Here is a 22307-nt window from a genome sequence, read left to right as displayed (position 1 = left end):
TACACCGGGATTTGTCAGGCGGTTCACTTTGCCAATATCCGCACTTCAGACACTTTGTCACATCCTGCAGAGCAGAGGTGTGACCCACCTGCAGAAAAAAGCCCGACCACTCATACGGTCAGGCTTTCCTTACGTGTCAGTAACCGCTGCCACCCGCGTTTGCGCCCGTCACGATCGCGACGCCGGAACTGGTGCCAATGCGGCTCGCTCCCGCTTCGATCATCGCAAGCGCCGTCGCGCGGTCGCGCACACCGCCGGAGGCTTTCACGCCAATATTCGGCCCCACTGTTTTGCGCATCAGGGCGATATCTTCCACGGTGGCACCGCCGTGTCCGAATCCGGTGGAGGTTTTGACGTAATCGGCGCCTGCTTCAACGCACAGCTTGCAGGCGGTCACTTTTTCTTCGTCCGTTAACAGGCCCGTTTCCAGAATCACTTTGACCAAAACGCTGCCAGCCGCTTCCTTGACGGCTTTCACATCCGCTTTTACCAGCTCCAGATCGCCGGATTTCAGCGCACCGATATTGAGGACCATGTCCACTTCCGCAGCGCCGTTTGCAATCGCGTCACGGGTTTCCGCCGCTTTCACCGCCGGAGTGCTGGCTCCCAGCGGGAACCCGATGACCGTGCACACCTTTACATCAGTGCCTTTCAGCAGCTCGGCGCAGCGCTTTACCCAAGTGGGGTTGACGCAGACGGAAGCAAAGTCGTGTTCTTTTGCTTCGGCGCACAGCTTGTCGATCATCGCTGCCGTCGTTTCCGGCTTCAGCAGGGTATGGTCAATGTACTTGTTCAGGTTCATCCTTCTCACACCTCGATCCCGAAATGTTGCAAAGCCTTGCGCAGGACGTCGTCGTTGTTGCGGTACCCTCGCTCCTGCTGGAGCGCCCACGCTTCCAGCGGCGTGTACCAGTGAACGTCGTTAATCTCCTCCACCTGCACGGTAATTTCCGTCGTGTACGCCTCCACCAGAAAATAGTGGACTTCCTTGTTGACCACTTCTCCCGTTACTGCGTGCTGGTAGTCGTAATAAATCGTGTCCAGCTTTTCTCCGAGCACCCCGCGGATTCCCGTCTCCTCCAGCACTTCCCGGAGTGCCGCTTCCTCAATAGTCTCGCCCAGTTCCTGTTTTCCCTTGGCCAGCGTCACCTTGCCGTAGCGGTCTTCAATCAGCAACAGCAGCAGTTCTTCGTCGTGAAAGCGGTAGACGACGCCGCCCGCTGATACCTCTTTCATATCGCCCGTTCCTTCAGTTGCACAGGACGCTCGTTGTCCAGTACGCGGACAAGCGTGCCGTTGCAGTATTCGGAGCCGGGTTCATCCAGCCGGACCTTGCAGATGTTGCCGATCATCGACGCATCGCCTGGGAAAACCACATTCAAATAGTTGTCGGAATACCCCATCAGCAAGCCGCTGTCCGGGTCTTCCTTGTACGGGCGTTCGGGAATCACTTCCAGCACTTCGCCGACAAACTGCTTGGCGTATGCCAGCGTCAGCTGCTGGTTCAGCTCCAGCAGTCGGGCGACCCGCTCATGCTTCACCTCTTCCGGAATCTGATCCGGCATGCGGGCAGCCGGCGTACCGGTGCGCATGGAGTACGGGAAGACGTGCAGTTCGGCAAACCCCACGGTTTTGATGAAATCGTAGGTGTTTTGGAACTGCTGTTCCGTTTCGCCCGGGAAGCCGACGATCACGTCGGTTGTCAGGGCGACGCCTGGCAGTGCTTCGCGCACTTTCACCATCTTTTCGTAGAATTCCGCCGTGGTGTACTTGCGGCGCATCCGCTTCAGCACCTCATCGTCGCCCGCTTGCAGGGGCACGTGCAGATGACGGCAGACGCGATCCGAATTGTTGATCACATCAATCACTTCGTCAGTAATCTGGCTGGCTTCGATGGAGCTGATGCGAATCCGCTTCAGTCCCTCCACCTGATGCAGATCCACGAGCAGTTTGGCCAGGTTGTAGTTCTCCAGATCCTCGCCGTAACCGCCGGTGTGGATACCGGTCAGCACGATCTCCAGATACCCGGCATCGACCAGCTTCCGGGCCTGTTCGAGAACGCTCTCCGGTTTGCGGGAGCGCATCAGGCCGCGTGCCCAGGGGATGATGCAGAAGGTGCAGAAATTGTTGCAGCCTTCCTGAATCTTCAGGGACGCGCGCGTGCGATCCGTAAACGACGGGACGTCCAGTTCTTCAAACTCGCGCGCCTTCATGATGTTGCTGACCGCGTTGATCGGTTGGCGCTCCCGGCGGATTTGCTCCACGTATTCGATCAGTTTCTCGCGGCCCTGTGTGCCGACGATGATATCTACACCCGGGATTTGCGCAATTTCCCCGGGGGAAGTTTGCGCGTAGCAACCTGTCACCGCGACAATCGCGTCAGGATTGCGGCGAATGGCACGGCGGATGACCTGACGGCTCTTCTTGTCTCCGGTATTGGTCACCGTGCACGTATTGATCACGTAGACGTCGGCGCCGTCCTGTTCAAAGTCCACCCGCTCGTAGCCGTTGGCCTTAAACAGCTGCCAGATCGCTTCCGTCTCATAACTGTTCACTTTGCAGCCCAATGTATGGAAAGCAACCGTAGACATGGCGCTTCCTCCTTTCTGTAAGTAGCCTTGACCCATCTTACGCGCTCTACGGGGCCAGGCGTTCAAACTGGTACGATGCGGCTGCCAGCACGTACTGGCTGGCCGTCTCCGTGCGCAGGATGCGCGGACCGAGTGATACGGACTGAAAGCCCATCAACTCTGCCTGCTTCACCTCGTCCAAAGAAAAGCCTCCTTCCGGCCCGATCAGCACAAAGAGCGACTCTCCCGGACTCATGCCGGCAAAGACCTGATGAAGCGTAGAGCCGCCTTCCTTTTCATAGGCGATCACACGCTGCGTGTAACCGGCGGCCGACGCGATTGCTTGTCGAAACGACGCAGGCGGCAGAATCTCCGGCAGCACCGCCCGGTGGGATTGTTCCGCCGCCTCCTTGACAATCTTGCGCCAGCGCTCCAGCTTCTTCGCCTCTTTTTTGGCGTCCAGCTTGACGATGGTGCGTTCGGAGGTAAACGGAAAAAAGGCATGCGCCCCCATTTCCGTCCCCTTTTGCAATATCCACTCCATCTTCTCGCCCTTCGGCAGTCCCTGTCCGATGGTAATGCGGATCGGCAGTTCCGTCTGCTCGTCCAGGAACTGGACGATCGATGCTGTCACTTCTTTTGCGGACAGGGAGACGAGCTGAGCGACAGCCGAACGGCCCGCCCCGTCGCACACGACGATTTTCTCGCCGGGTTTGGCCCGCATCACGTTTACGATATGATGAACGTCGTCGCCGACAATCGTTACCTCTTGTTCGGAAAAGAGGTGTGGCTCGACAAAATATCTTTGCATCTCGCCAACCTCACTATTCTACCGTTTTTTTGCCACAATTGCTACCCAGTCATCGATGAAAATGGTTTCCACGAGTTCAAGGCCGGACGCCTCCATTGCCGCTTTCACATCCGCTTCCCGCGCGGCGATGATCCCGGACGCGATGAACACCCCGCCCGGTTTCAGCACGCGATATACGTCGTCGGTAAAGCGGACGATCACTTCTGCGAGAATATTGGCCACCACCAGGTCGACCTGCTCGTCCACTCCGTCCAGCAGGTTGTTCTGCCGGACGGTGATCCGCTCGTGGACGCCGTTCAGTTCGATGTTGGCCTCCGCGGAGCGGACCGCCACCTCGTCCAGATCCATCGCCAGCACGTGGTCGGCGCCCAGTTTGACGGCGGCGATGCTGAGGATGGCCGTTCCCGTCCCTACGTCGTAGACGCGGTCGCCGGGCTGCAGGTATTTTTCCAACGCGCGCAGGCAGAGAATCGTCGTCGGATGGGTGCCGGTGCCGAAGGCCATGCCCGGGTCCATCTCGATGATGATCTCGTCTGGCCGCTTCGGCTCGTATGCCTCCCAGACCGGTTTGATCGTCATCCGCTCGGAGACGTTGACCGGTTTGTAATACTTTTTCCAGGCGTGGGCCCACTCGTCTTCGTGCACGTCATTGACGGCAATCGTGCCTTTGCCGATGTCGAGACCGTAGTCGGTCAGGTGGCTGAGCTGCTCCTTCAGCTCATCCAACACGTCGACCAGCTGACTCGAATCCATCGGCAGATACGCCTTGACGAATACGCCCTCGTCCGGAAAATCATCCGGGGAGAGCTGGTAGATTTCACCAAACGGCGTATCCCAATCGCGATGCAGCACCTCGGGGTCTTCAATGACGACACCGTTGGCCCCCATCTCGTATAGCAGGTTGGACACTGCTTCCACTGCCTCCGCTGTCGTGTGGATACTGATTTCCGACCATTTCATGAACTACCAACTCCCCAATTTTGCTCATGTTCTGCCAACGTCTCGCTGACAGACGCGATTCCCGGCTACTCGCCGCGGAACGCCCGCTTCATTTTTTCAAAAAAACCCTCATCTTCCACGCCGTACCCGCTTATCGACTCACCAGACAGGGAGGCGAATTCGCGAAGAAGTTCCTTTTGCCGCTCGTTCAGCTTGGTCGGGGTGACGACGCGCACCTTCACATGCTGGTCGCCGCGGCCGCTTCCGCGCAGGTACGGCACCCCTTTGCCCCGCAGCCGGAAAAAAGTCTCCGTCTGCGTACCGGCGGGAATCTTCAATTTAACCCGGCCGTCGACCGTCGGCACTTCAATTTCGTCCCCGAGCGCTGCCTGGGCAAAGGTGAGCGGCACTTCGCAGTAGATGTCGTTGCCTTCCCTTTCAAAAAACTCGTGCGGCTTCACCCGCAGCACGACGTACAAGTCGCCGGGAGGGCCGCCGTTTATGCCCGGTTCGCCTTCGCCCGCGACGCGAAGCTGTGCTCCGTCGTCGACGCCTGCCGGAATGTTGAGGTGAATTTTGCGGCGCACCTTCACCCGGCCCGTACCGCGGCAGGATGTACACTTCTCCTTGACCACCTTGCCCTTGCCTTCGCAGGTCGGGCACACGCGACGGTTCACGATGCGGCCAAACGGGGTATTTGCCACCACTTCCTGCTGACCGGTGCCGCCGCACGTCTTGCATGTCTCTATGCCGGAACCCGGCTTCGCTCCCGTGCCACGGCAGGTGTCGCACTCCGCCTCTTTGGGAATCTCCACGTCCGTTTCCTTGCCGAAGACGGCATCCGTGAAGTCAATCGACAACCCAAACTGCAGATCCGCCCCTTTTCTCGGCGCATTCGGGTTGGACCGTCTGCCGCCGCCAAAAAACATGTCAAAAATGTCCCCAAAGCCGCCCATGCCGGACGTGTCAAATCCGCCGAACCCGCCGCCAAAGCCCTGGCTGGGGTCTTGATGGCCGAACCGGTCGTACTGGGCACGCTTTTGCGGGTCAGAGAGGACATCGTACGCTTCTTTTACTTCCTTGAACTTCTCTTCCGCATCCGGCGCCTTGTTGACGTCGGGGTGGTACTGGCGCGCCAACTTGCGGTACGCCTTCTTGATCTCGTCGGCATCCGCTCCCTTGGAGACACCCAGCACCTCATAGTAATCCCGTTTCATCTGCTCGATCACTCCCATGACAGTCAACTGTTATCATAGCATGTGACTGACTTGAAAAAAAGTCAAAGTCAGCATTCCGTGACTTTGACTTTTTTTCGTTCACACTCGGTTACTTCTTGTCGTCGACGACCTCGTAGTCAGCATCGACGACGTTGTCTTTTTTCGGTTCGCCGGATGCGCCTTGGCCAGCCGCGTTTTGTGCTGCCTGAGCGGCTTGAGCGGCCTGTTCGTACAGTTTCACGGAGATTTGTTGAATGACCTGGGACAGTTCGTCCTTGGCGGTCTTGATCTCGTCGATCTTGCCGCCTTCCAACGCCTTTTTCAGTTTGTCCTTGGCTTCGTTGGCCTTGTCGATCTCCGCCTGATCCACCTTGCCTTCCACTTCTTTCAGGGTCTTTTCGGTTGTGAAGACCAGCTGATCCGCTTCGTTGCGGAGCTCTACTTCCTCCTTGCGCTTTCTGTCCGCCTCTGCGTTCAGCTCAGCCTCTTTCACCATGCGCTCGATCTCTTCGTCCGTCAGGCCGGAGTTGGACGTGATGGTGATGCGCTGCTCCTTGCCGGTGCCGAGGTCTTTGGCGCGCACGTTCACAATCCCGTTGGCGTCGATGTCAAACGTTACCTCGATTTGCGGAACGCCGCGCGGAGCCGGCGGAATGTCGGACAGGGTGAAGCGGCCCAGCGTCTTGTTGTCGGCTGCCATCGGACGTTCGCCCTGCAGTACGTGGATTTCCACGGAGGTTTGGTTGTCGGCAGCCGTAGAGAAAATCTGCGATTTGCTGGTCGGGATCGTCGTGTTGCGCTCAATCAGCTTGGTAAACACGCCGCCCAGCGTTTCGATACCCAGAGACAGCGGTGTTACGTCAAGCAGCACAACATCCTTCACATCACCGGTCAGCACGCCTGCCTGAACGGCTGCGCCCAGCGCCACCACTTCGTCCGGGTTAACCCCTTTGTGCGGCTCTTTGCCGATAAATTTCTTGATGGCCTCCTGTACGGCCGGAATCCGCGTGGAACCGCCGACGAGGATGACGCGGTCGATGTCGCTCGGGCTCAGTCCCGCATCTTGCAGCGCCTGGCGAGTCGGTCCCATGGTGCGCTCTACCAGGTGCGCGGACAGTTCTTCAAACTTGGCGCGGGTCAGGTTTACCTCCAGGTGCTTCGGACCGGTCGCGTCCGCGGTGATGAACGGCAGCGAGATGGTCGTGGTCAGCACGCCGGAAAGGTCTTTTTTCGCTTTTTCCGCGGCGTCTTTCAAACGCTGCATCGCCATGCGATCCTGGGACAGATCGATGCCGTGTTCCTTTTTAAACTCGCTTACCAGGTAGTCGATAATCACCTGGTCAAAGTCGTCACCGCCCAGGAGGTTGTCGCCGGAGGTGGCTTTTACTTCAAAGAAGCCGTCAGACAGCTCCAGAATGGAAACGTCGAAGGTACCGCCGCCCAGGTCGTAGACGAGCACGGTTTGGTCTTCCGTTTTTTCGATGCCGTACGCCAGTGCAGCCGCTGTCGGTTCGTTGACGATGCGGAGCACTTCCAAACCGGCGATCCTGCCGGCGTCCTTGGTCGCTTGACGCTGGCTGTCGTTAAAGTAAGCCGGAACGGTAATTACCGCTTTGGTGACCGGTTCGCCCAGGTATGCTTCCGCGTCGGCTTTCAGTTTTTGCAGAATCATCGCCGAAATTTCCTGCGGCGTGTACTCCTTGCCCTCCAGGGTTACCTTGTGGTTGGTTCCCATGTGGCGTTTAATGGAGATCACCGTGTTGTCCGGGTTGGTGATGGCTTGACGTTTGGCCGCTTCTCCCACGATCCGCTCGCCGTTTTTAAACGCGACGACGGACGGCGTAGTGCGGCTGCCCTCCGCATTGGCGATGACGACCGGTTCGCCGCCTTCCATCACGGCTACGCAAGAGTTTGTGGTTCCAAGGTCAATACCGATAACGCGACTCATACTGGATATCCTCCTTACACTTCTGTCCAACTGGAATTATCTTAAGTACAATCAGGCGTTTACCTTGACCATCGCAGGACGGATGACGCGATCCTTGAAGAGGTAGCCTTTTTGGAATTCCTCCACGACCACGCCCGATTCGTATGCCGGGTCTTGGGCCTGCATTACCGCCTGATGGACGTTGGGATCAAAGGGCTGGCCTGTCGCCTGGATCGCCGTCAAGCCTTCCCGTTCAAAGATCTGCAACATCTGGCGGTACACCATGTTGACCCCTTCGAGCAGGGATTCGACCGTCATCGAATCCTTGTCAGCACTCAGCGCGCGTTCAAAGTTGTCAATCACGGGCAGAAGCTCCGAGATAACCTTGAGCGAGGCGTATTTGGCCAGATCCTCCTGCTCCTTGCGCGTCCGCCGCCTGAGGTTTTCCATGTCGGCCAAGGCGCGCAGCATGCGGTTATGATTTTCTTCCGCCTGTGCCTTCCAGCGTTCCGCTTCCTGCTGCCAGTCGATCTCTGCCGCCGGCTCCTGCTCTTGTGCGGCGGCTTCCTGCTGCTCCTGGTCAGCGGTTTCCTGCTGCTCGGCTGCTGCCGCTTCCGCTTCCTGTTCGTGGTCTCGCGTCAGTTTGTCCTCGTTCAACGTTCCGATACCTCCCCAGGCTGTCCGCTGCCGCTGCACCGGGTCAGCCTTTCACTCCATTACGATTTCTACTATTTCTCAAACTGCGATGTCAGCATACGCGACAGACCTTCCGCCAGATAGTTGAGCACGGTGATCACCCGGCTGTACTCCATCCGCGTCGGCCCCAGGATTCCCACCGTCCCGACCGGCTTGCCGCCGATGTAATAGGCGGTGGTGATGATGCTGCATTCCTTCATCGCGTCAAGCTGGTTTTCCTGTCCGATGCGAACGGTGATGCCCTCACTCGGAGGTCCGAACAAGTGGACCAGTTGATCGTTTTGTTCCAGCAGTTCCAAGATGTCCTTCACTTTGTCCACGTCGCGGAACTCCGGCTGATCCATGATCTTGGTCGCACCACGGAGATAGACGCGTTCGCCTTCCTTCCGCTGGAGAGACTCTTCCAGAATCCGCAGCATCTCTTCGTACTGCTCCACATGACGCCGCATCTCGCCCGCCACTTCCAGATACATGCGCTGGCGAAGCTGCCACAGCGGCACGTCGCTCAGCTTGCTGTTCAGCAGGTTGACCAGCTTCTCGATCTCCTGCGGTCGAACGCCCTGCGGCATGTCAATCAGCTTGTTTTCCACGCGGCCGGTGTTTGTGACCACGATGGCCACTGCCTGTGTTTCATTCAGGGGAACGATCTGAATGTGTTTCAGCCGATGCTCGAAAATCTCCGGACCCAACACGATGGCCGTGTAGTTGGTCACGTGCGAGAGAATTTGAGCAGTGTAGTCGATCACCTTCTCAAAGTGATGAATCCGTTCGGCAAACAGCTGTTTCAGTTTGCTCAACTCCAACTCACTCAACATGTGCGGTTTGATCAAGTTGTCGACGTAAAAGCGGTACCCTTTCGTGGAGGGAACGCGGCCTGCTGATGTATGCGGCTGTTCCAGGTACCCGAGTTCTTCCAGATCAGCCATCTCGTTGCGGATGGTCGCGGAGCTGAAACCGATGTCCTCCCGTTTGGAGATGGTGCGTGAGCCTACGGGTTCGGCGGAATGAATGTAATTATCGACAATCGCATTGAGAATCAGTCGTTGGCGTTCCGATAACATGCTGTCTTCGCCCCCTGTTGTTAGCACTCAACAGCATCGAGTGCTAAATCTATTTACTAAGGTATCAATACGCGAAGGTTTTGTCAATGTTTTCCCAGCACGCTGTCCACCCGATCCTGCCGCTAATCGCGCAGGAAGCGGGCGAACACTTCGTTTCCCAACGGCAAGGCCTGTTTGGTCAACCGCAGGTGGCCGTCCACACGTTCCAACATCCCTTTTGCCACCTCTTCGTCAATCACCGGTCCGAACACCTGCTCCGCCGTGACGCCGAAGCGCTCCGCGAAACGGGCGAGGTTCACCCCGTCGCGCAGCCGCAGCCCCAGGATCATCTGTTCCTCCATGGCATCTTCGCGGGAGACGGCAAACTGCTCCACTCGGGGCAGCCCTTCCTGGCCCATGCGCATGTAGACGGCCAGCGGTCCTGCGTTGACGTGCCGTTCGCCGTTTACATAGCCGTGGGCTCCCGCGCCCAACCCATAGTATTCATCATTGAGCCAGTAGGTGCAGTTGTGACGGCTTTCATAGCCAGGCTTGGCAAAGTTGCTGATCTCGTACTGGCGATAACCGTGCGCTTCCATCTCCTCGATCAACATCAGATACATTGCCAGCTCAGCCTCTTCCGAAGGGAGCGGAAGCTGGTCTTTTTGGTACAGCGTGTGGAACAGCGTGTTTTCTTCCACCTTCAGACTGTACGCGGAAAAATGCGTGGTCGGCAGCTCAAACGCCAGTTCCAGCGTGCGGCGGAAAATCTCTTCCGTCTGGTCCGGCAGCCCGAACATCAGGTCGATGGTCAGGTTGGTAAAGCCGACGGTCACGGCGTTGTCGATGCTGCGGTAGACGTCGTCCACGTCGTGAATCCGGCCCAGCCGCTTCAAGAGCGCATTGTCGAACGACTGCACGCCAAAACTGAGCCGGTTGACGCCCAGCTCGCGCATCAGCCGGAGCTTTTCCACGTCAGTGGTGCCGGGATTGGCTTCCATCGTGAATTCCAGATCGTCGGCCCAGAACCGTTCTGTATGCTTCCGCACCGCCCCCAGAAAGACCTGCATCTGGCGGCGGTCGAGAAACGTCGGCGTCCCCCCGCCGACGAAAATGGTTTTGATCTTCTCCGGCGGCCACAGGGCAAACGTCCGCTCCATCTCCTTGTCCAGTGTGTCCAGATAGTCTTCGATCACCTGCGGGTTGCTGGTGACGAACGAATTGAAGTCACAGTAGTAGCACTTGTTGGTGCAAAAGGGAATGTGGATGTACACCGACTGCGGCATATCCGCTCCCCTCCTTTTTGCGATAGTGGAATGGAAAAGACCTGACGCGCGGTCAGGCCTACTTTTTGTCGTCCATGCGCAGCACAGCCATAAACGCTTCTTGCGGCACCTCGACGGAGCCGACGGCTTTCATGCGCTTTTTCCCTTCTTTTTGTTTTTCCAACAGCTTGCGCTTCCTGGTGATGTCGCCGCCGTAACACTTGGCCAACACGTTTTTCCTGAGCGCGCTGATCGTCTCGCGCGCGATCACCTTGTTGCCGATGGCGGCCTGGATCGGCACTTCAAACTGCTGGCGCGGAATCAGTTCTTTCAGCTTTTCGCAAATGACGCGTCCGCGCTGGTAGGCGCTGTCGCGGTGGACGATGAACGACAATGCGTCAACCACTTCGCCGTTGAGGAGGATGTCCATTTTCACCAGCTTGGAGGGCTTGTAGCCGGCCAGTTCATAGTCAAAGGACGCGTATCCCTTGGTGCCCGACTTCAACAGGTCAAAGAAGTCGTAGACGATCTCGGAGAGGGGCATGTCGTACTTGAGCTGAACGCGGTTTTCCCCCATGTACTGCATGTCGAGGAATTCCCCGCGCTTGCCCTGGCAGAGCTGCATGACGTCGCCGACGTAATCGTTGGGCACCATGATTGTCGCCGTGACGTACGGCTCCTCGATCTGTTCGATTTTTTGCGCCTCCGGCATTTTCGAGGGGTTGTCGATCTCAACCACTTCGCCGCTCGTCTTGGTGATGCGGTAGATAACGCTCGGCGCGGTGGTAATCAGGTTGATGTTAAACTCCCGCTCGATCCGCTCCTGGATGATCTCCATGTGCAAAAGTCCGAGGAAGCCGCAGCGGAAGCCAAATCCGAGCGCCTGTGAGGTCTCCGGTTCGAACTGCAGCGACGCGTCGTTCAACTGCAGCTTTTCCAGCGCCTCGCGCAGATCGTTGTACTCGCTGGTGTCGATCGGGTAGAGACCGCAAAACACCATCGGATTGATTTTGCGGTAACCTGGCAGCGGTTCGGCGGCCGGACGATTGGCATCCGTGATCGTATCCCCGACACGGGTGTCGCCCACCGTCTTGATCGAGGCAGCCACGTAGCCCACGTCACCGACGGTCAGCTCGTCTACCGGCGTCTGACGGGGGGTGGAGGTGCCCACTTCCGTCACTTCGAATGTTTTGCCGGTGGCCATCATCTTGATTTTCATACCTTTTTTCAGCGTACCGTTGACGATCCGCACGGATGCGATCACGCCCCGGTACGGATCAAAGTAGGAGTCGAAGATCAGCGCCTGCAGCGGCGCATCCGGGTCTCCCTCGGGTGCCGGCACCTTTTTCACCACTGCCTCCAGCACGTCCTTGATGCCGATCCCTGCTTTGGCCGAGGTGAGGCAGGCGTCGCTGGCGTCCAGCCCGATGACGTCCTCCACTTCCTGCTTGATGCGCTCCGGCTCCGCGCTGGGCAGGTCGATCTTGTTGATGACCGGGATAATCTCGAGATTGTTGTCCAGCGCCAAATAGACGTTGGCCAATGTCTGCGCCTCAATCCCCTGGGCGGCGTCCACCACCAGGAGCGCCCCTTCACAGGCGGCAAGGCTGCGGGATACTTCGTACGTAAAGTCGACGTGTCCGGGGGTGTCGATCAGGTGCAGGATGTACTCCTCTCCGTCATCGGCTTTATAGTTCAACCGCACGGCGTTCAGCTTGATCGTAATGCCGCGCTCCTTTTCCAGCTCCATCGTGTCCAGAAACTGGTCTTCCATCTCGCGGGCCGACAGTGCTCCGGTCAGCTCCAAAATGCGGTCCGCCAGGGTTGACTTTCCGTGGTCAATATGGGCGATAATGGAAAAATTGCGAATTCGTTTCTGTCTTTCACGGCGATCCATCTGTGTCTGTTCCCTCCCACGCCATCCGAAAGTCGCTTTCAGATAGCGTTCCGAAAAAATACACTAAGGTCAATTATAACAAAGGGCGGATAGCGGAGCAATAAGCAGGAACGAGGCGGAAGGAGAGGGAAGATGGGAGATGGAAGGGGCATGACGGGGCGCACCCCTTCTGGAGGAGAGGGCGACGGGGGAATTAGGGGAGCAGCACCCGGGTACGGCCCTGTCAGTGTGCAGAGCCGTACCTTTTCAGTTTCTGCACGATCTGCGGCGGAAACATCGACTCGAGGCTGCTCTGGTAACGGCTGCCGTCCTCCGGCATGCGGTGGCTTGTGACCTGGTACCCGGCGCTGCCGCCGCGAGAGACCCTGTACGCGATGTCAAAGACCATCGGGGCGCTGAGCGCGAGCTGCTGTTGGTCCCCGCCCCTGCCGGTAATCTGCACCCATGCGTACACGCGCCGGTTCTCCGCATTGGGGGCTTCCACGCCGATTACATCCAGTTTGACGTCCCGCTCACCGCCGAGCCAGTCAAGATCACCCCGGATGCTCTGCAGGTAGCGGGTAATCAGCGGCGTGACCAGTTCCCGGTTGGCCGGCGACACGCCCTCCTTCACCTCGACGAACACCTGTCCGAAATGCTTGCCGCCGGAGACGACCTGCAGCTTCCAGATACCCGCATGCGGCAAAACGATGCCGGAAGGAAAATGGCCGTCCGCGTCATACTGCGGTCCCGCCACCCGGTAGCTGCCCAGATCCACGCGCTCCCCCTCGGTGCTCCACCCGACCAGATTCACTTCCGGGGCAAACGGACCATTCAGCAGCCAGAACACGTTTTGCATCTGTCCTTCGTACAGCTCATCCGTGATGATGCGCACCGGCTTCTCGCCGACATAGCGGAACGGTTTGCCGTCATGGACCGTCTCCATCTGCGGCGACGTTTTCCACAGCACGGGAGGAGAGGAGACGAGGCCGAACAGCGGCGGTGCGGTTGTCTTCGGCGCGGGGCCAGGGGCGGCCGGTTGCTTGGGCTGCAGCGCATCGGGCCACCACATCCACAGGGCCAGCAGCGTCACCGCAGCGGACGCCGACGCCAGAAGCGGTCCGCGCCTCTGCCGCTGCGACCGCTGTCTGATGCGCTTTCGCACGGCTTCTTCCATTCCGGGGGTAAACGTCACGTCCTTGCACACCGTTTCGTCGGCCCGCTCCTTCAGCTCTCGCAGCCATTTGTCCCGTTCCATTCCCATTCCTCCCTTGACTCCATCCGCTGTCTCAACTGCTGCCGGGCGCGGTGCAGCCGTGTCCGGACCGTTCCCTCCGTCACGCCAAGCACTTCGGCCGTTTCCGCGATGGACAGATCGGCGTAGTAGTGCAGCGCGATCACCTGGCGGTACAGCGGCGGCAGCTCCAGCACCAGGCGAACCAGCTCGTCCCGTTGCGCCCGCTCCATGACCTGCCGCTCCGCGGACACGTCGCTCTCCCGGCTGATCCAGGAACGAGGCAGCAGGTTGCGAAACGCCCAGGAGCGCAGGCACCCTTTGCACTCGTTCACGGCGATCCGGTAGAGCCAGGTGCGGATGCTGCTCTCGCCGCGAAAACGGGGCAGGTGACGGTACGCTTTCAAAAAGACGTCCTGCGTGATGTCTTCCGCCAGACTGCGGTCTTTCACCATCAAGGTGACCAGGCGAAGCACGCGCGTCCCGTATTCCCGCATGATCTGTTCCAGCACCGCTTCCACCGTCGGCTGCAGTTTTTCCACGCGGCGCGCCTCCCTTCGTGTGCATTCACCTGTTTAGATGCGGCCGGCCGACGAAATGTTACAACGTTTATGGCGAAAAACGGGTCCAGGGGAGCGGGAGTGCGCCAAACAGCATGACCGATGTCGCCCCGACCGACGCCCCCGAAGAGACGCCCAGGATGTCGGGATCAGCGAGGGAATTGCGGACAAGTGCCTGGATGGCCGCCCCGACTACGGAGAGGCCATCCCCGACGAAAGCACCAATACATACTCGCCTGCCTGTTGTAAACCTGGCTCACATGTTTACGCACAAACAAAAAAGCACCTCCCGTATTGGACGGAAGATGCCTGTCTGCATGCGGACACGACAAAAGAACAGACGCGGAGCGCCGTTTCTTTCTGTCCCCTGCTTTCCACACATCCCCATCCTCGTGGGTAAAAGCGTGATCGCTTCACGGCAGGTCTCCTGGCTTGGGTTCATCGCTCCCTGCACCTTCCCATCTCGCCAGACCGGCGAGACAGTGGCTGTCGCAGGGCGCTCCCGTTACAGTGGCGGGACCGCGTCGGACTTTCACCGAACTTCCCTTTTAAGCCCCCCGGGCGGACCTGCACCCGGACGGCACCGTGAAACACCATATTCGTTTTTCGTCTGAGCCTTACCTGATGACGGTCAGCTGTTTCGGGAACTGCGTCAATACATCGCAGCCGCTGTCGGTCACCAGCACGTCGTCCTCGATTCGCACGCCCCCCACGCCCGGGAGGTAGATCCCCGGTTCGATCGTGAAGACCATGCCGGGACGAAGCACGTCCTGGTTTTGTCCGTGAACCGACGGATATTCGTGGACGTCCATGCCCAATCCGTGCCCCAGACGGTGCATGAAATACGGACCATACCCTTTTTCCTCGATTACGCGGCGAGCCGTTTGGTCGAGGTGAGCCAGCGTGACACCCGGACGCACCTCAGCGATGGCCGCTTCGTTGGCCGCAAGCACCGTCTCGTAGATTTCCCGAAGCTGTGCACTGATCTCGCCGATCGCAAAGGTGCGGGTGATGTCGGACACGTAGCCGTCAGCCGCCACGCCCAGGTCAAACAACAGCAGGTCTCCCTCGCGCACCTGCCGGCTGCCCGGGGTTCCGTGCGGCAGCGCCGATTTTTCGCCGGCCAGCACCATCGTGTCAAACGACGGCCCGTCAGCCCCCAACCGCTTCATCTGGTATTCCAGTTCGGCGACGATCTCCATCTCGGTGACACCCGGTTTCACTTTTTTCAGACTCTCGCTCAGTGCCTGTTCCACCAGCCGCACGGCGTGCCTGATGCGGGCCACTTCCTCCGCCGACTTGATCAACCGCATTTCGCGGAGCGGTTCCTCCACGTCGGCGTACCGCTTGGCCGACACGACCGCGCTCATCGCTTCAAAGCGCTCCACAGTCATGTGGCTCTTCTCGATGCCCAACCGCGTCACTCCGGCGGGCAGCGCCTGCTTCAACACGTCATACGGATTATCCGTATCGGTATGCGTCAGGATTTGCTTGACCCCGGAAGCCGCCGCTGCCGCCGCTTCACGATCCAGCGCCGGGACGATCAACGACGGTTCGCCCTGCGCCGGGATGATGAGGCCCATGAAGCGTTCGTGGGGTTCCGTAAAAAAGCCAGTCAGATAGTAAACGTGTTTGGGCGAGGTGATCAACACCGCGTCCAACTCTTCCTTTTCCATATACGTGTGCAACTGCTGCATGCGCTCCTGGTACAACTTGCTCACCCTGCTTTCTCTTGGTATCTACTAGCGAGGATACCATGTCCTCGGAAAAAAAAGAAGCGAGCGGGCCCTATCACCCATGCTCCACGGACTTTGTCTATATACGGGAAGGCTGCCGAGCAGCCTCGACAGCCGGACGGAATGGCGTTTTCAATGTTTCATCCGCGGGTCAAGCGCGTCGCGCAGACCGTCGCCGATCAGGTTGAAGCCGAGCACCGTCAGCATGATGGACAAGCCGGGGAAGATGACGGTCCACGGCGCTTTTTGAATGTACTGGCGTGAGTCGGACAGCATCAGCCCCCACTCCGGCTGCGGCGGCTGCGCCCCCAGTCCGAGGAACCCCAGGGCAGCCGCTTCTAGAATTGCCGTCGCAATGCCCAGCGTGCCGGTGACGATGATCGGCGCCAGGCTGTTCGGCAGGATGTGATGCAGGATAATCCGAGAGTTTTTCGATCCGATCGCCTTCGCTGCCATGACAAACTCTTCCTCTTTCAGGCTTAACACGCGCGAACGGACCAGCCGTCCGTAGGTAGGAATGTTGACGATGGCGATCGCCAGCAGGGCGTTCTCCAGCGATGGTCCGAGCATCGCCACAATCGCGATGGCGAGCAGAATACTGGGGAAGGCCAGCATGATGTCAAACAGCCGGGAGATGATCATGTCCACCCAGCGGCCGTAATAGCCGGCAAGCAGGCCGAGAAACGTGCCGACGATTACCGATCCGATGACGGAGAACAGCCCGACGCGCAGGGAGATTTGCGCCCCGTAAATCACCCGGGTGAACACGTCGCGCCCGTTGTAGTCAGTTCCAAACCAGTGCTCGGCCGACGGCGGCTTGTTCTTGTTGATCAACTCTCCCTTGTCGTATTCGTAGGGGGTAATGTATGGAGCCAACAGGGCCAGCAGGACAAACACGAAAATGATGATGAAGCCGACGATGGCCAGCTTGTTTTTGCGGAGCGTCCGCCAGGCGTCGCGCCAAGGGGACGAGACCGGCTCGTCGGTTTGCTGCACGCGTAGCGTTTCCACATGGGTTTCTGCCATAAGACGTCCTCCTTAGCGGTATTTAATGCGCGGATCGACATAGGCGTAGAGGAGGTCGACCAACAGGTTGATCAGGACAAAAATCGTAGCGATGACGAGAATGCTTGATTGAATGACGGGATAATCGCGGTTTCCAATCGCCGTAAAAATGTATCGGCCAACGCCGGGCCAGCCAAAAATCGTCTCGGTCAGGACGGCTCCGCCGATCAACAGCCCTGTCTGCAGCCCGACGATGGTCAGGACGGGAATCAGCGCATTTTTCAAGGCGTGCTTGTACACCACGAAAAACTGTCCCAGCCCCTTGGCACGTGCCGTCCGAATATAGTCGGAGCGCATCACTTCCAGCATGCTGGAACGGGTGATGCGGGCGATGATCGCCATCGGGATGGTCCCCAGCGCGATGCTCGGCAAAATCAGGTGCTCGATCACGTCGCGGAGATGGTCCCAACGACCGGCCAGCATCGCATCAATGATATAGAAATGCGTAATCGCCGTTACGGGATCACGCGGATTGTCGCGTCCAATGGAAGGCAGCCACTTCAACTCCTGGGCAAACAGCCACTGCTCCATCAACCCCAGCCAGAATACGGGCATGGATACGCCGATCAACGCAACCAGCATGCAGATGTAGTCAAACCACGAGTTTTGCTTCCAGGCCGAAATGATTCCGGCATTTACGCCGATGAAAACGGCAAATATCATGCTGACCAGCGTCAATTCAATGGTGGCAGCCAGGTACGGCCCCAATTCCTTCGCGATGGGAGCCTTGGTGTGCAAGGATACGCCCAGGTCTCCCCTGAGAACGTCCCACAGGTAGTGGAAGTACTGCACGTACCAGGGATTGTTCAGCCCGAGCTGCTGCCGCAGATCCTCCAGAGCTTTGGCACTTGCCTTTTCTCCCAAAATGGTCAGCGCCGGATCGCCGGGGATGGCGCGAATGATGGCAAATACAATCAGCGACATGCCAAGGAGCACGGGAATCAGCATCAACAATCTACGAATCGTGTATGACAGCAAGGCCATCTCCTCGCTTTCCTCGCGTTTTGCACATGAGAGAAGGGTAAGAAGAAGGGTTCCTCTTACCCTTTGTTGCCGTCTTCCTTATTGGATGTCTACCTTTTCTACGCTTTCGCTGCCTTTGGGATGAGGCTGATAGCCCGTGACGCTCTTCTTCGCGGCGAGCGGCGGAGTGGAGTGCACCAGCGGGATCAGCGGCGCGTCGTTGAAAATGATCTCCTGGGCTTTCTTGTACAGGGCTTCCCGCTCCGCTTGATCGGGCAAGGACTGCGCTTTCAGCAGCAGTTGGTGGACTTCCTCATTGCTGTAGCGGGAAATGTTGTTGCCGTTGATCGTGTTTTTGTCAAGCAGTGTATACAGGAAGTTGTCCGGGTCGCCGTTGTCGCCAGTCCACCCGAGCAGGCACATGTCGTGCTCGCCTTTCCGCGTTTTTTCCAGATAGGTGGCCCACTCCATCGTGACAATTTCCGTCTCGATGCCGATCTTTTTCAGATCCTGCTGAATGGCCTCGGCAATCTTCTTGCCGTCGGGGATGTACGGACGCGGCACCGGCATCGCCCAGAACTTGACCTTGAAGCCATTGGGATAGCCTGCCTCCGCCAGCAGCTGCTTGGCCTTTTCCAGGTTGTACTCGCGGTCCTTGATCTGGTCGTTGTAACCCCAGAGGCTGGGCGGCATCGGGTTGGTTGCCGGTTCACCCAGGCCGCTGTAGAACGCTTGGACCAGTTCCGGCTTGTTGATGGCGTAGCCGATGGCTTGACGCACTTTCGGATTGTCAAACGGCTTCTTCTCCGTGTTGAACGCCAAATAGCCGACGTTCATCGACGGGCGCAGGATCAACTGCAGGTCCTCGTTCTCCTTCACGCTCTCTGCATCGTCCGGATTGAGACCGTCCATCAGGTCGATTTCGCCGGAGGCAAGCGCGGTCAGGCGCGCCGTGTTTTCCGGAATGACTTTAAAGACGACCTTGTCCAGCTTGGGCAGCCCCTTGTTCCAGTAGTCGGGGTTTTTCTCCAGCGTGATGGTGTCGTTGCGAACCCATTCCACGAACTTGAACGGTCCCGTACCGACCGGCTTCTCCCCGAGCGTTCCGCTTTCGATCGCTTTCGGAGACGCAATCGCAAACGGCGACATGCCCAGGTTGGCCAGGAACGGCGCCATTGTCCGGTTCAGCACGAACTGCACGGTGTACGGATCGACCACCTTGACTTCCTTGATTACGTGATCCTTGTCGCCTTTGTAGCCGCCGAACATGTCGTTGTAGTACGGGTAGCCCTCGGGGTTGTGGTACTTGTTGCTCTTGTCCATCCAGCGGTCAAAGTTGAACTTGACCGCTTCGGCGTTGAAATCGGTGCCGTCGTGGAATTTCACGCCCTGGCGGAGCTTGAAGGTGTAGGTCAAGCCGTCCGGTGAAATCTCCCAGCTCTCCGCCAATCCGGGAATGACCTTGGTGCTGGTGTCTTCATAGCTGACCAGCGTTTCGTATATGTTTTCCGTCACCTTAAAGGTTTCACCGTCGGTCTCCCGGATGGGATCAAGGCTTTTCGTATCAGCGCCGCGGCCGATGATCAACTGCTTGGGACCGTTGTTGGCCGGTTCCGTCGCCGTCTGCGCCGGTTGTTGCCCCGATTGGTCAGCCGGCTGCTGAGCCGTTTGCGAGCCGCTGCATCCTGCCAGCGCCATGGAGAGCGCCAACAGGCTGGCCATTGCAGCAGTAAGCACGTTCTTCTTCATGGATGAGTGCCCCCTTTTCCTCCGTTTTTCTTCACGCCATTATTCGAAAGATTTGGACCGTCACCGTTTTTCCGCATCCCCCCTTTGCCTGGGAACAGGCAGCGTTGCTCCCGACCGTGCGGGTGCTTTTCGCTCCTCCCCGGTCCCCTCGTGACTCACGTCTTGTACAAATGACAGGCGATGAAATGGCCGCCGCCAACGTCCTGAAATGCGGGACGCACGCTGCGGCATTCTTCGGTCACATGGGGACAGCGGGTGTGAAATGTGCATCCGCCGGGCGGATTGGCCGGGCTGGGCACATCTCCCTGCAGGATGATCCGTTCCCGCACGGCATCCGGATCAGGCGACGGCACGGCTGACAGCAGCGCGCGCGTGTACGGGTGCAACGGCTGGTCGTACAGCGTTTCGCTGTCGGCCAGTTCCACCAGTCGCCCCAGGTACATCACGCCGACGCGGTCGCTGATGTGGCGTACGACGCTCAGATCGTGGGCGATGAACAGGTAGGTGAGCCCCAATTCCTGCTGCAGATCCTGCATCAGGTTGAGCACCTGCGACTGGATGGATACGTCCAGCGCCGACACCGGTTCGTCTGCCACGATCAGTTTGGGGTTGAGCATCAGGGCCCGGGCGATGCCGATCCGCTGCCGCTGGCCGCCGCTGAACTGGTGCGGATAGCGCTGTGCGTGGGCGCTGCTCAAACCGACCACTTCCAGCATCTCCCGCACCCGCTTTTTCCGTTCGTCTGGCGTGCCGATGCCGTGCACCACGAGCGGTTCTTCCAAAATCTTTTCAATATTGTGACGAGGATTGAGAGAGGCGAACGGATCCTGAAAGACAATCTGCATGTGGCGGCGCATCCTGCGCATCTCGTCCGCTGTGAGCGCGGTGACATTGACGCCGTCAAATATCACTTCTCCGGCGGTCGGTTCGATCAGCCGCAGCAGAGAGCGTCCGGTCGTCGACTTGCCGCAGCCGCTCTCGCCCACCAGGCCGAGCGTCTCCCCCCGCTTGACCGTGAACGATACGTCGTCCACCGCCTTGACTACGCCAACCTCTTTCCCGAAAACGCCGCCTGTGATGGAGTAGTATTTTTTCAGATTCTTGACAATCAGCAGATCTTCAGCCACCTGCATGCTCCTTTCGGGTTAATCGTACAGCCAACAGCGAGTGCGTCGATTCGGTCCTGCCGCTTTCAGTTCCGGCATCTCTGCCCTGCACCTGTCGGTCGCGTGCTCGCAGCGCGGGGCAAATCGGCAGCCTACGGTGAGCGATCCGGGGATGGGCACGTTGCCGGGGATGGAGTACAGCCGCTTCCGCTCCCCCGCCAGTTTGGGCAGGGAATTAAGCAGCCCGACCGTGTACGGGTGTTTTGGCTCTTTCAGGATGGAGCGGACGTCGCCTTCCTCCACCACGTTGCCCGCGTACATCACGACAACGCGGTCACACATCTCCGCAACCACCCCGAGGTCGTGGGTGATCATCATAATCGCCGTTTCCGACTCGCGATTGAGCTGCCGCATCAGATCGAGAATCTGCGCCTGAATCGTCACGTCCAGCGCCGTCGTCGGTTCGTCCGCAATCAACAGCTGGGGATTGCAGGCCATCGCCATGGCAATCATGACCCGCTGCCTCATGCCGCCGGACAATTGGTGCGGGTATTCGTCCACGATCGCTTCCGCGCGCGGGATGCCCACTTTTTTCAACATGTCAATCGAGCGCTGCCTGGCCTCTTTTTTCGTCGCGTTGGTATGTATTCGAATCACTTCCCCAATCTGGTTGCCGATCGTGAAAACGGGATTGAGCGAGGTCATCGGCTCCTGAAAGATCATCGCAATCTCATTGCCGCGCAGCTCCCTCATGCGCTTTTCGCTGGCTGTGACCAGCTCTTCCCCCTTAAACCGGATGGAGCCGCCGACAATCTTGCCAGGAGGATTGGGGACCAGTCTCATCACGGAAAGCGAGGTCACACTTTTCCCGCACCCGGATTCGCCGACAATGCCGACCACTTCTCCTTTGTTTACCTTGATGGAAACGCCGTCGACGGCCGGGATTTGTCCGCGGTCCGTGAAAAAGTGCGTCTGCAGGTTTTCGATCTCAAGCAAAGGCTGTGACACGCCGTGCACCTCTCTTACCGATATATTCCATAGGACAAGACGCCTAACTGTGATCAATTATGCCATTAATCCAATTTTTTGGCAACGTATTAAATTCACATAATTATAACTTGACTAAACAAACAAAATATTCTCCTGTGCGAACCAATACGAACGAACGAGAAAGACCCGCATGTGCAGCGGGCCTGATTAATACCTGACTGTTTGCCTGCATTGATTTGTCTATAAACGACCGCTCATGGGGCAAAAATCCTGGCCACCCACTCAACGGCCGACTTCGTCCCTTCTTTCACCAGCCGCCCCAGCGTTTGGCCCGCGCTGCTCACGTAGTTGACCATCTCGCGCGGCGCCGCCGCCTGCACCTGTGTACCCATCACCGCGATCTCCATCTGCCCCTTGTCCAACTTTTTGATGTAAAACGTCTGCGGCTGCTGCTCCGGCGTTCCGCTCACCTTATGGATGCCGCGCTCTGCTGTCTGCAGCCCCAACGCCACGCCGATCAACAGGATCACTACCATCCCCGCCAGCTTCACCGTCACGTTCAT

At 58.5% G+C, this 22307-nt stretch carries 20 protein-coding genes, 1 pseudogene and 1 riboswitch; all 21 genes and pseudogenes read right to left on the bottom strand.

Annotated features, from left to right (window positions below; all coding sequences use genetic code 11):
• Nucleotides 1–136: 136 nt before the first annotated feature.
• Nucleotides 137–802 carry a deoxyribose-phosphate aldolase gene (gene deoC / locus IRT44_RS12495; protein WP_171565332.1) on the bottom strand — a complete coding sequence of 222 codons (666 nt, stop codon included), beginning with the start codon at nucleotides 800–802 and terminating at the stop codon, nucleotides 137–139.
• A 5-nt stretch (nucleotides 803–807) separates the two neighbouring features.
• Entirely contained in the window at nucleotides 808–1236 is a 429-nt protein-coding gene (locus IRT44_RS12490) for an NUDIX hydrolase (RefSeq protein ID WP_171565333.1), read from the bottom strand.
• Nucleotides 1233–2591 (bottom strand): tRNA (N(6)-L-threonylcarbamoyladenosine(37)-C(2))-methylthiotransferase MtaB, encoded by a 1359-nt coding sequence (gene mtaB, locus IRT44_RS12485; protein WP_171565334.1) that lies wholly within the window; start codon nucleotides 2589–2591, stop codon nucleotides 1233–1235. Before mtaB ends, IRT44_RS12490 begins: the two co-directional genes overlap by 4 nt.
• Before the next feature lie 46 nt (nucleotides 2592–2637).
• Entirely contained in the window at nucleotides 2638–3381 is a 744-nt protein-coding gene (locus IRT44_RS12480) for a 16S rRNA (uracil(1498)-N(3))-methyltransferase (RefSeq protein WP_171565335.1), read from the bottom strand.
• An 18-nt stretch (nucleotides 3382–3399) separates the two neighbouring features.
• On the bottom strand, nucleotides 3400–4341 hold the full coding sequence (gene prmA / locus IRT44_RS12475; RefSeq protein ID WP_171565336.1) for a 50S ribosomal protein L11 methyltransferase: 942 nt from the start codon (nucleotides 4339–4341) through the stop codon (nucleotides 3400–3402).
• Between the two features lie 65 nt (nucleotides 4342–4406).
• Complete coding sequence (gene dnaJ, locus IRT44_RS12470; RefSeq protein ID WP_171565337.1) at nucleotides 4407–5537, bottom strand: molecular chaperone DnaJ; 1131 nt, start codon at nucleotides 5535–5537, stop codon at nucleotides 4407–4409.
• 109 nt (nucleotides 5538–5646) lie between these two features.
• Nucleotides 5647–7485, bottom strand: coding sequence for a molecular chaperone DnaK (dnaK, locus tag IRT44_RS12465; protein WP_212132406.1), 1839 nt, complete (start codon nucleotides 7483–7485; stop codon nucleotides 5647–5649).
• 51 nt (nucleotides 7486–7536) lie between these two features.
• A complete protein-coding gene (grpE, locus tag IRT44_RS12460) occupies nucleotides 7537–8121 on the bottom strand; it encodes a nucleotide exchange factor GrpE (protein ID WP_230076757.1) in 585 nt (194 codons plus the stop codon).
• Nucleotides 8122–8192: 71 nt separating this feature from the next.
• Entirely contained in the window at nucleotides 8193–9221 is a 1029-nt protein-coding gene (hrcA, locus tag IRT44_RS12455; protein ID WP_171565339.1) for a heat-inducible transcriptional repressor HrcA, read from the bottom strand.
• Between the two features lie 122 nt (nucleotides 9222–9343).
• On the bottom strand, nucleotides 9344–10486 hold the full coding sequence (gene hemW, locus IRT44_RS12450) for a radical SAM family heme chaperone HemW (RefSeq protein WP_230076756.1): 1143 nt from the start codon (nucleotides 10484–10486) through the stop codon (nucleotides 9344–9346).
• A 58-nt stretch (nucleotides 10487–10544) separates the two neighbouring features.
• A complete protein-coding gene (gene lepA / locus IRT44_RS12445; protein ID WP_171565341.1) occupies nucleotides 10545–12362 on the bottom strand; it encodes a translation elongation factor 4 in 1818 nt (605 codons plus the stop codon).
• Between the two features lie 223 nt (nucleotides 12363–12585).
• Complete coding sequence (locus IRT44_RS12440; RefSeq protein ID WP_212132408.1) at nucleotides 12586–13599, bottom strand: hypothetical protein; 1014 nt, start codon at nucleotides 13597–13599, stop codon at nucleotides 12586–12588.
• On the bottom strand, nucleotides 13569–14117 hold the full coding sequence (locus IRT44_RS12435; RefSeq protein WP_212132409.1) for a sigma-70 family RNA polymerase sigma factor: 549 nt from the start codon (nucleotides 14115–14117) through the stop codon (nucleotides 13569–13571). Before IRT44_RS12435 ends, IRT44_RS12440 begins: the two co-directional genes overlap by 31 nt.
• Before the next feature lie 97 nt (nucleotides 14118–14214).
• Nucleotides 14215–14370, bottom strand: a pseudogene (locus IRT44_RS12430) (iron chelate uptake ABC transporter family permease subunit); the annotation flags it as partial.
• A gap of 164 nt (nucleotides 14371–14534) precedes the next feature.
• Nucleotides 14535–14738, bottom strand: a riboswitch (cobalamin riboswitch).
• Between the two features lie 14 nt (nucleotides 14739–14752).
• Nucleotides 14753–15847 carry a M24 family metallopeptidase gene (locus tag IRT44_RS12425; protein ID WP_230077883.1) on the bottom strand — a complete coding sequence of 365 codons (1095 nt, stop codon included), beginning with the start codon at nucleotides 15845–15847 and terminating at the stop codon, nucleotides 14753–14755.
• A gap of 156 nt (nucleotides 15848–16003) precedes the next feature.
• Entirely contained in the window at nucleotides 16004–16897 is an 894-nt protein-coding gene (nikC, locus tag IRT44_RS12420; protein WP_230076755.1) for a nickel transporter permease, read from the bottom strand.
• Nucleotides 16898–16909: 12 nt separating this feature from the next.
• Complete coding sequence (locus tag IRT44_RS12415; protein WP_171565343.1) at nucleotides 16910–17920, bottom strand: ABC transporter permease; 1011 nt, start codon at nucleotides 17918–17920, stop codon at nucleotides 16910–16912.
• A gap of 78 nt (nucleotides 17921–17998) precedes the next feature.
• Entirely contained in the window at nucleotides 17999–19648 is a 1650-nt protein-coding gene (locus IRT44_RS12410; protein ID WP_171565344.1) for an ABC transporter substrate-binding protein, read from the bottom strand.
• Nucleotides 19649–19803: 155 nt separating this feature from the next.
• On the bottom strand, nucleotides 19804–20775 hold the full coding sequence (locus IRT44_RS12405; protein WP_304414454.1) for an ABC transporter ATP-binding protein: 972 nt from the start codon (nucleotides 20773–20775) through the stop codon (nucleotides 19804–19806).
• 18 nt (nucleotides 20776–20793) lie between these two features.
• Entirely contained in the window at nucleotides 20794–21762 is a 969-nt protein-coding gene (locus IRT44_RS12400; RefSeq protein ID WP_230076754.1) for an ABC transporter ATP-binding protein, read from the bottom strand.
• A 236-nt stretch (nucleotides 21763–21998) separates the two neighbouring features.
• Nucleotides 21999–22307 (bottom strand): DUF3679 domain-containing protein, encoded by a 309-nt coding sequence (locus IRT44_RS12395; RefSeq protein ID WP_212132410.1) that lies wholly within the window; start codon nucleotides 22305–22307, stop codon nucleotides 21999–22001.

Origin of the sequence: Brevibacillus sedimenti, assembly GCF_020923495.1 — a bacterium.
In the GTDB taxonomy this organism is placed as follows: Bacteria; Bacillota; Bacilli; order Brevibacillales; family Brevibacillaceae; genus Brevibacillus; species Brevibacillus aydinogluensis.
Note: the sequence above shows the minus strand (reverse complement) of the source record. Positions and strands in the feature narration are given on the sequence as shown.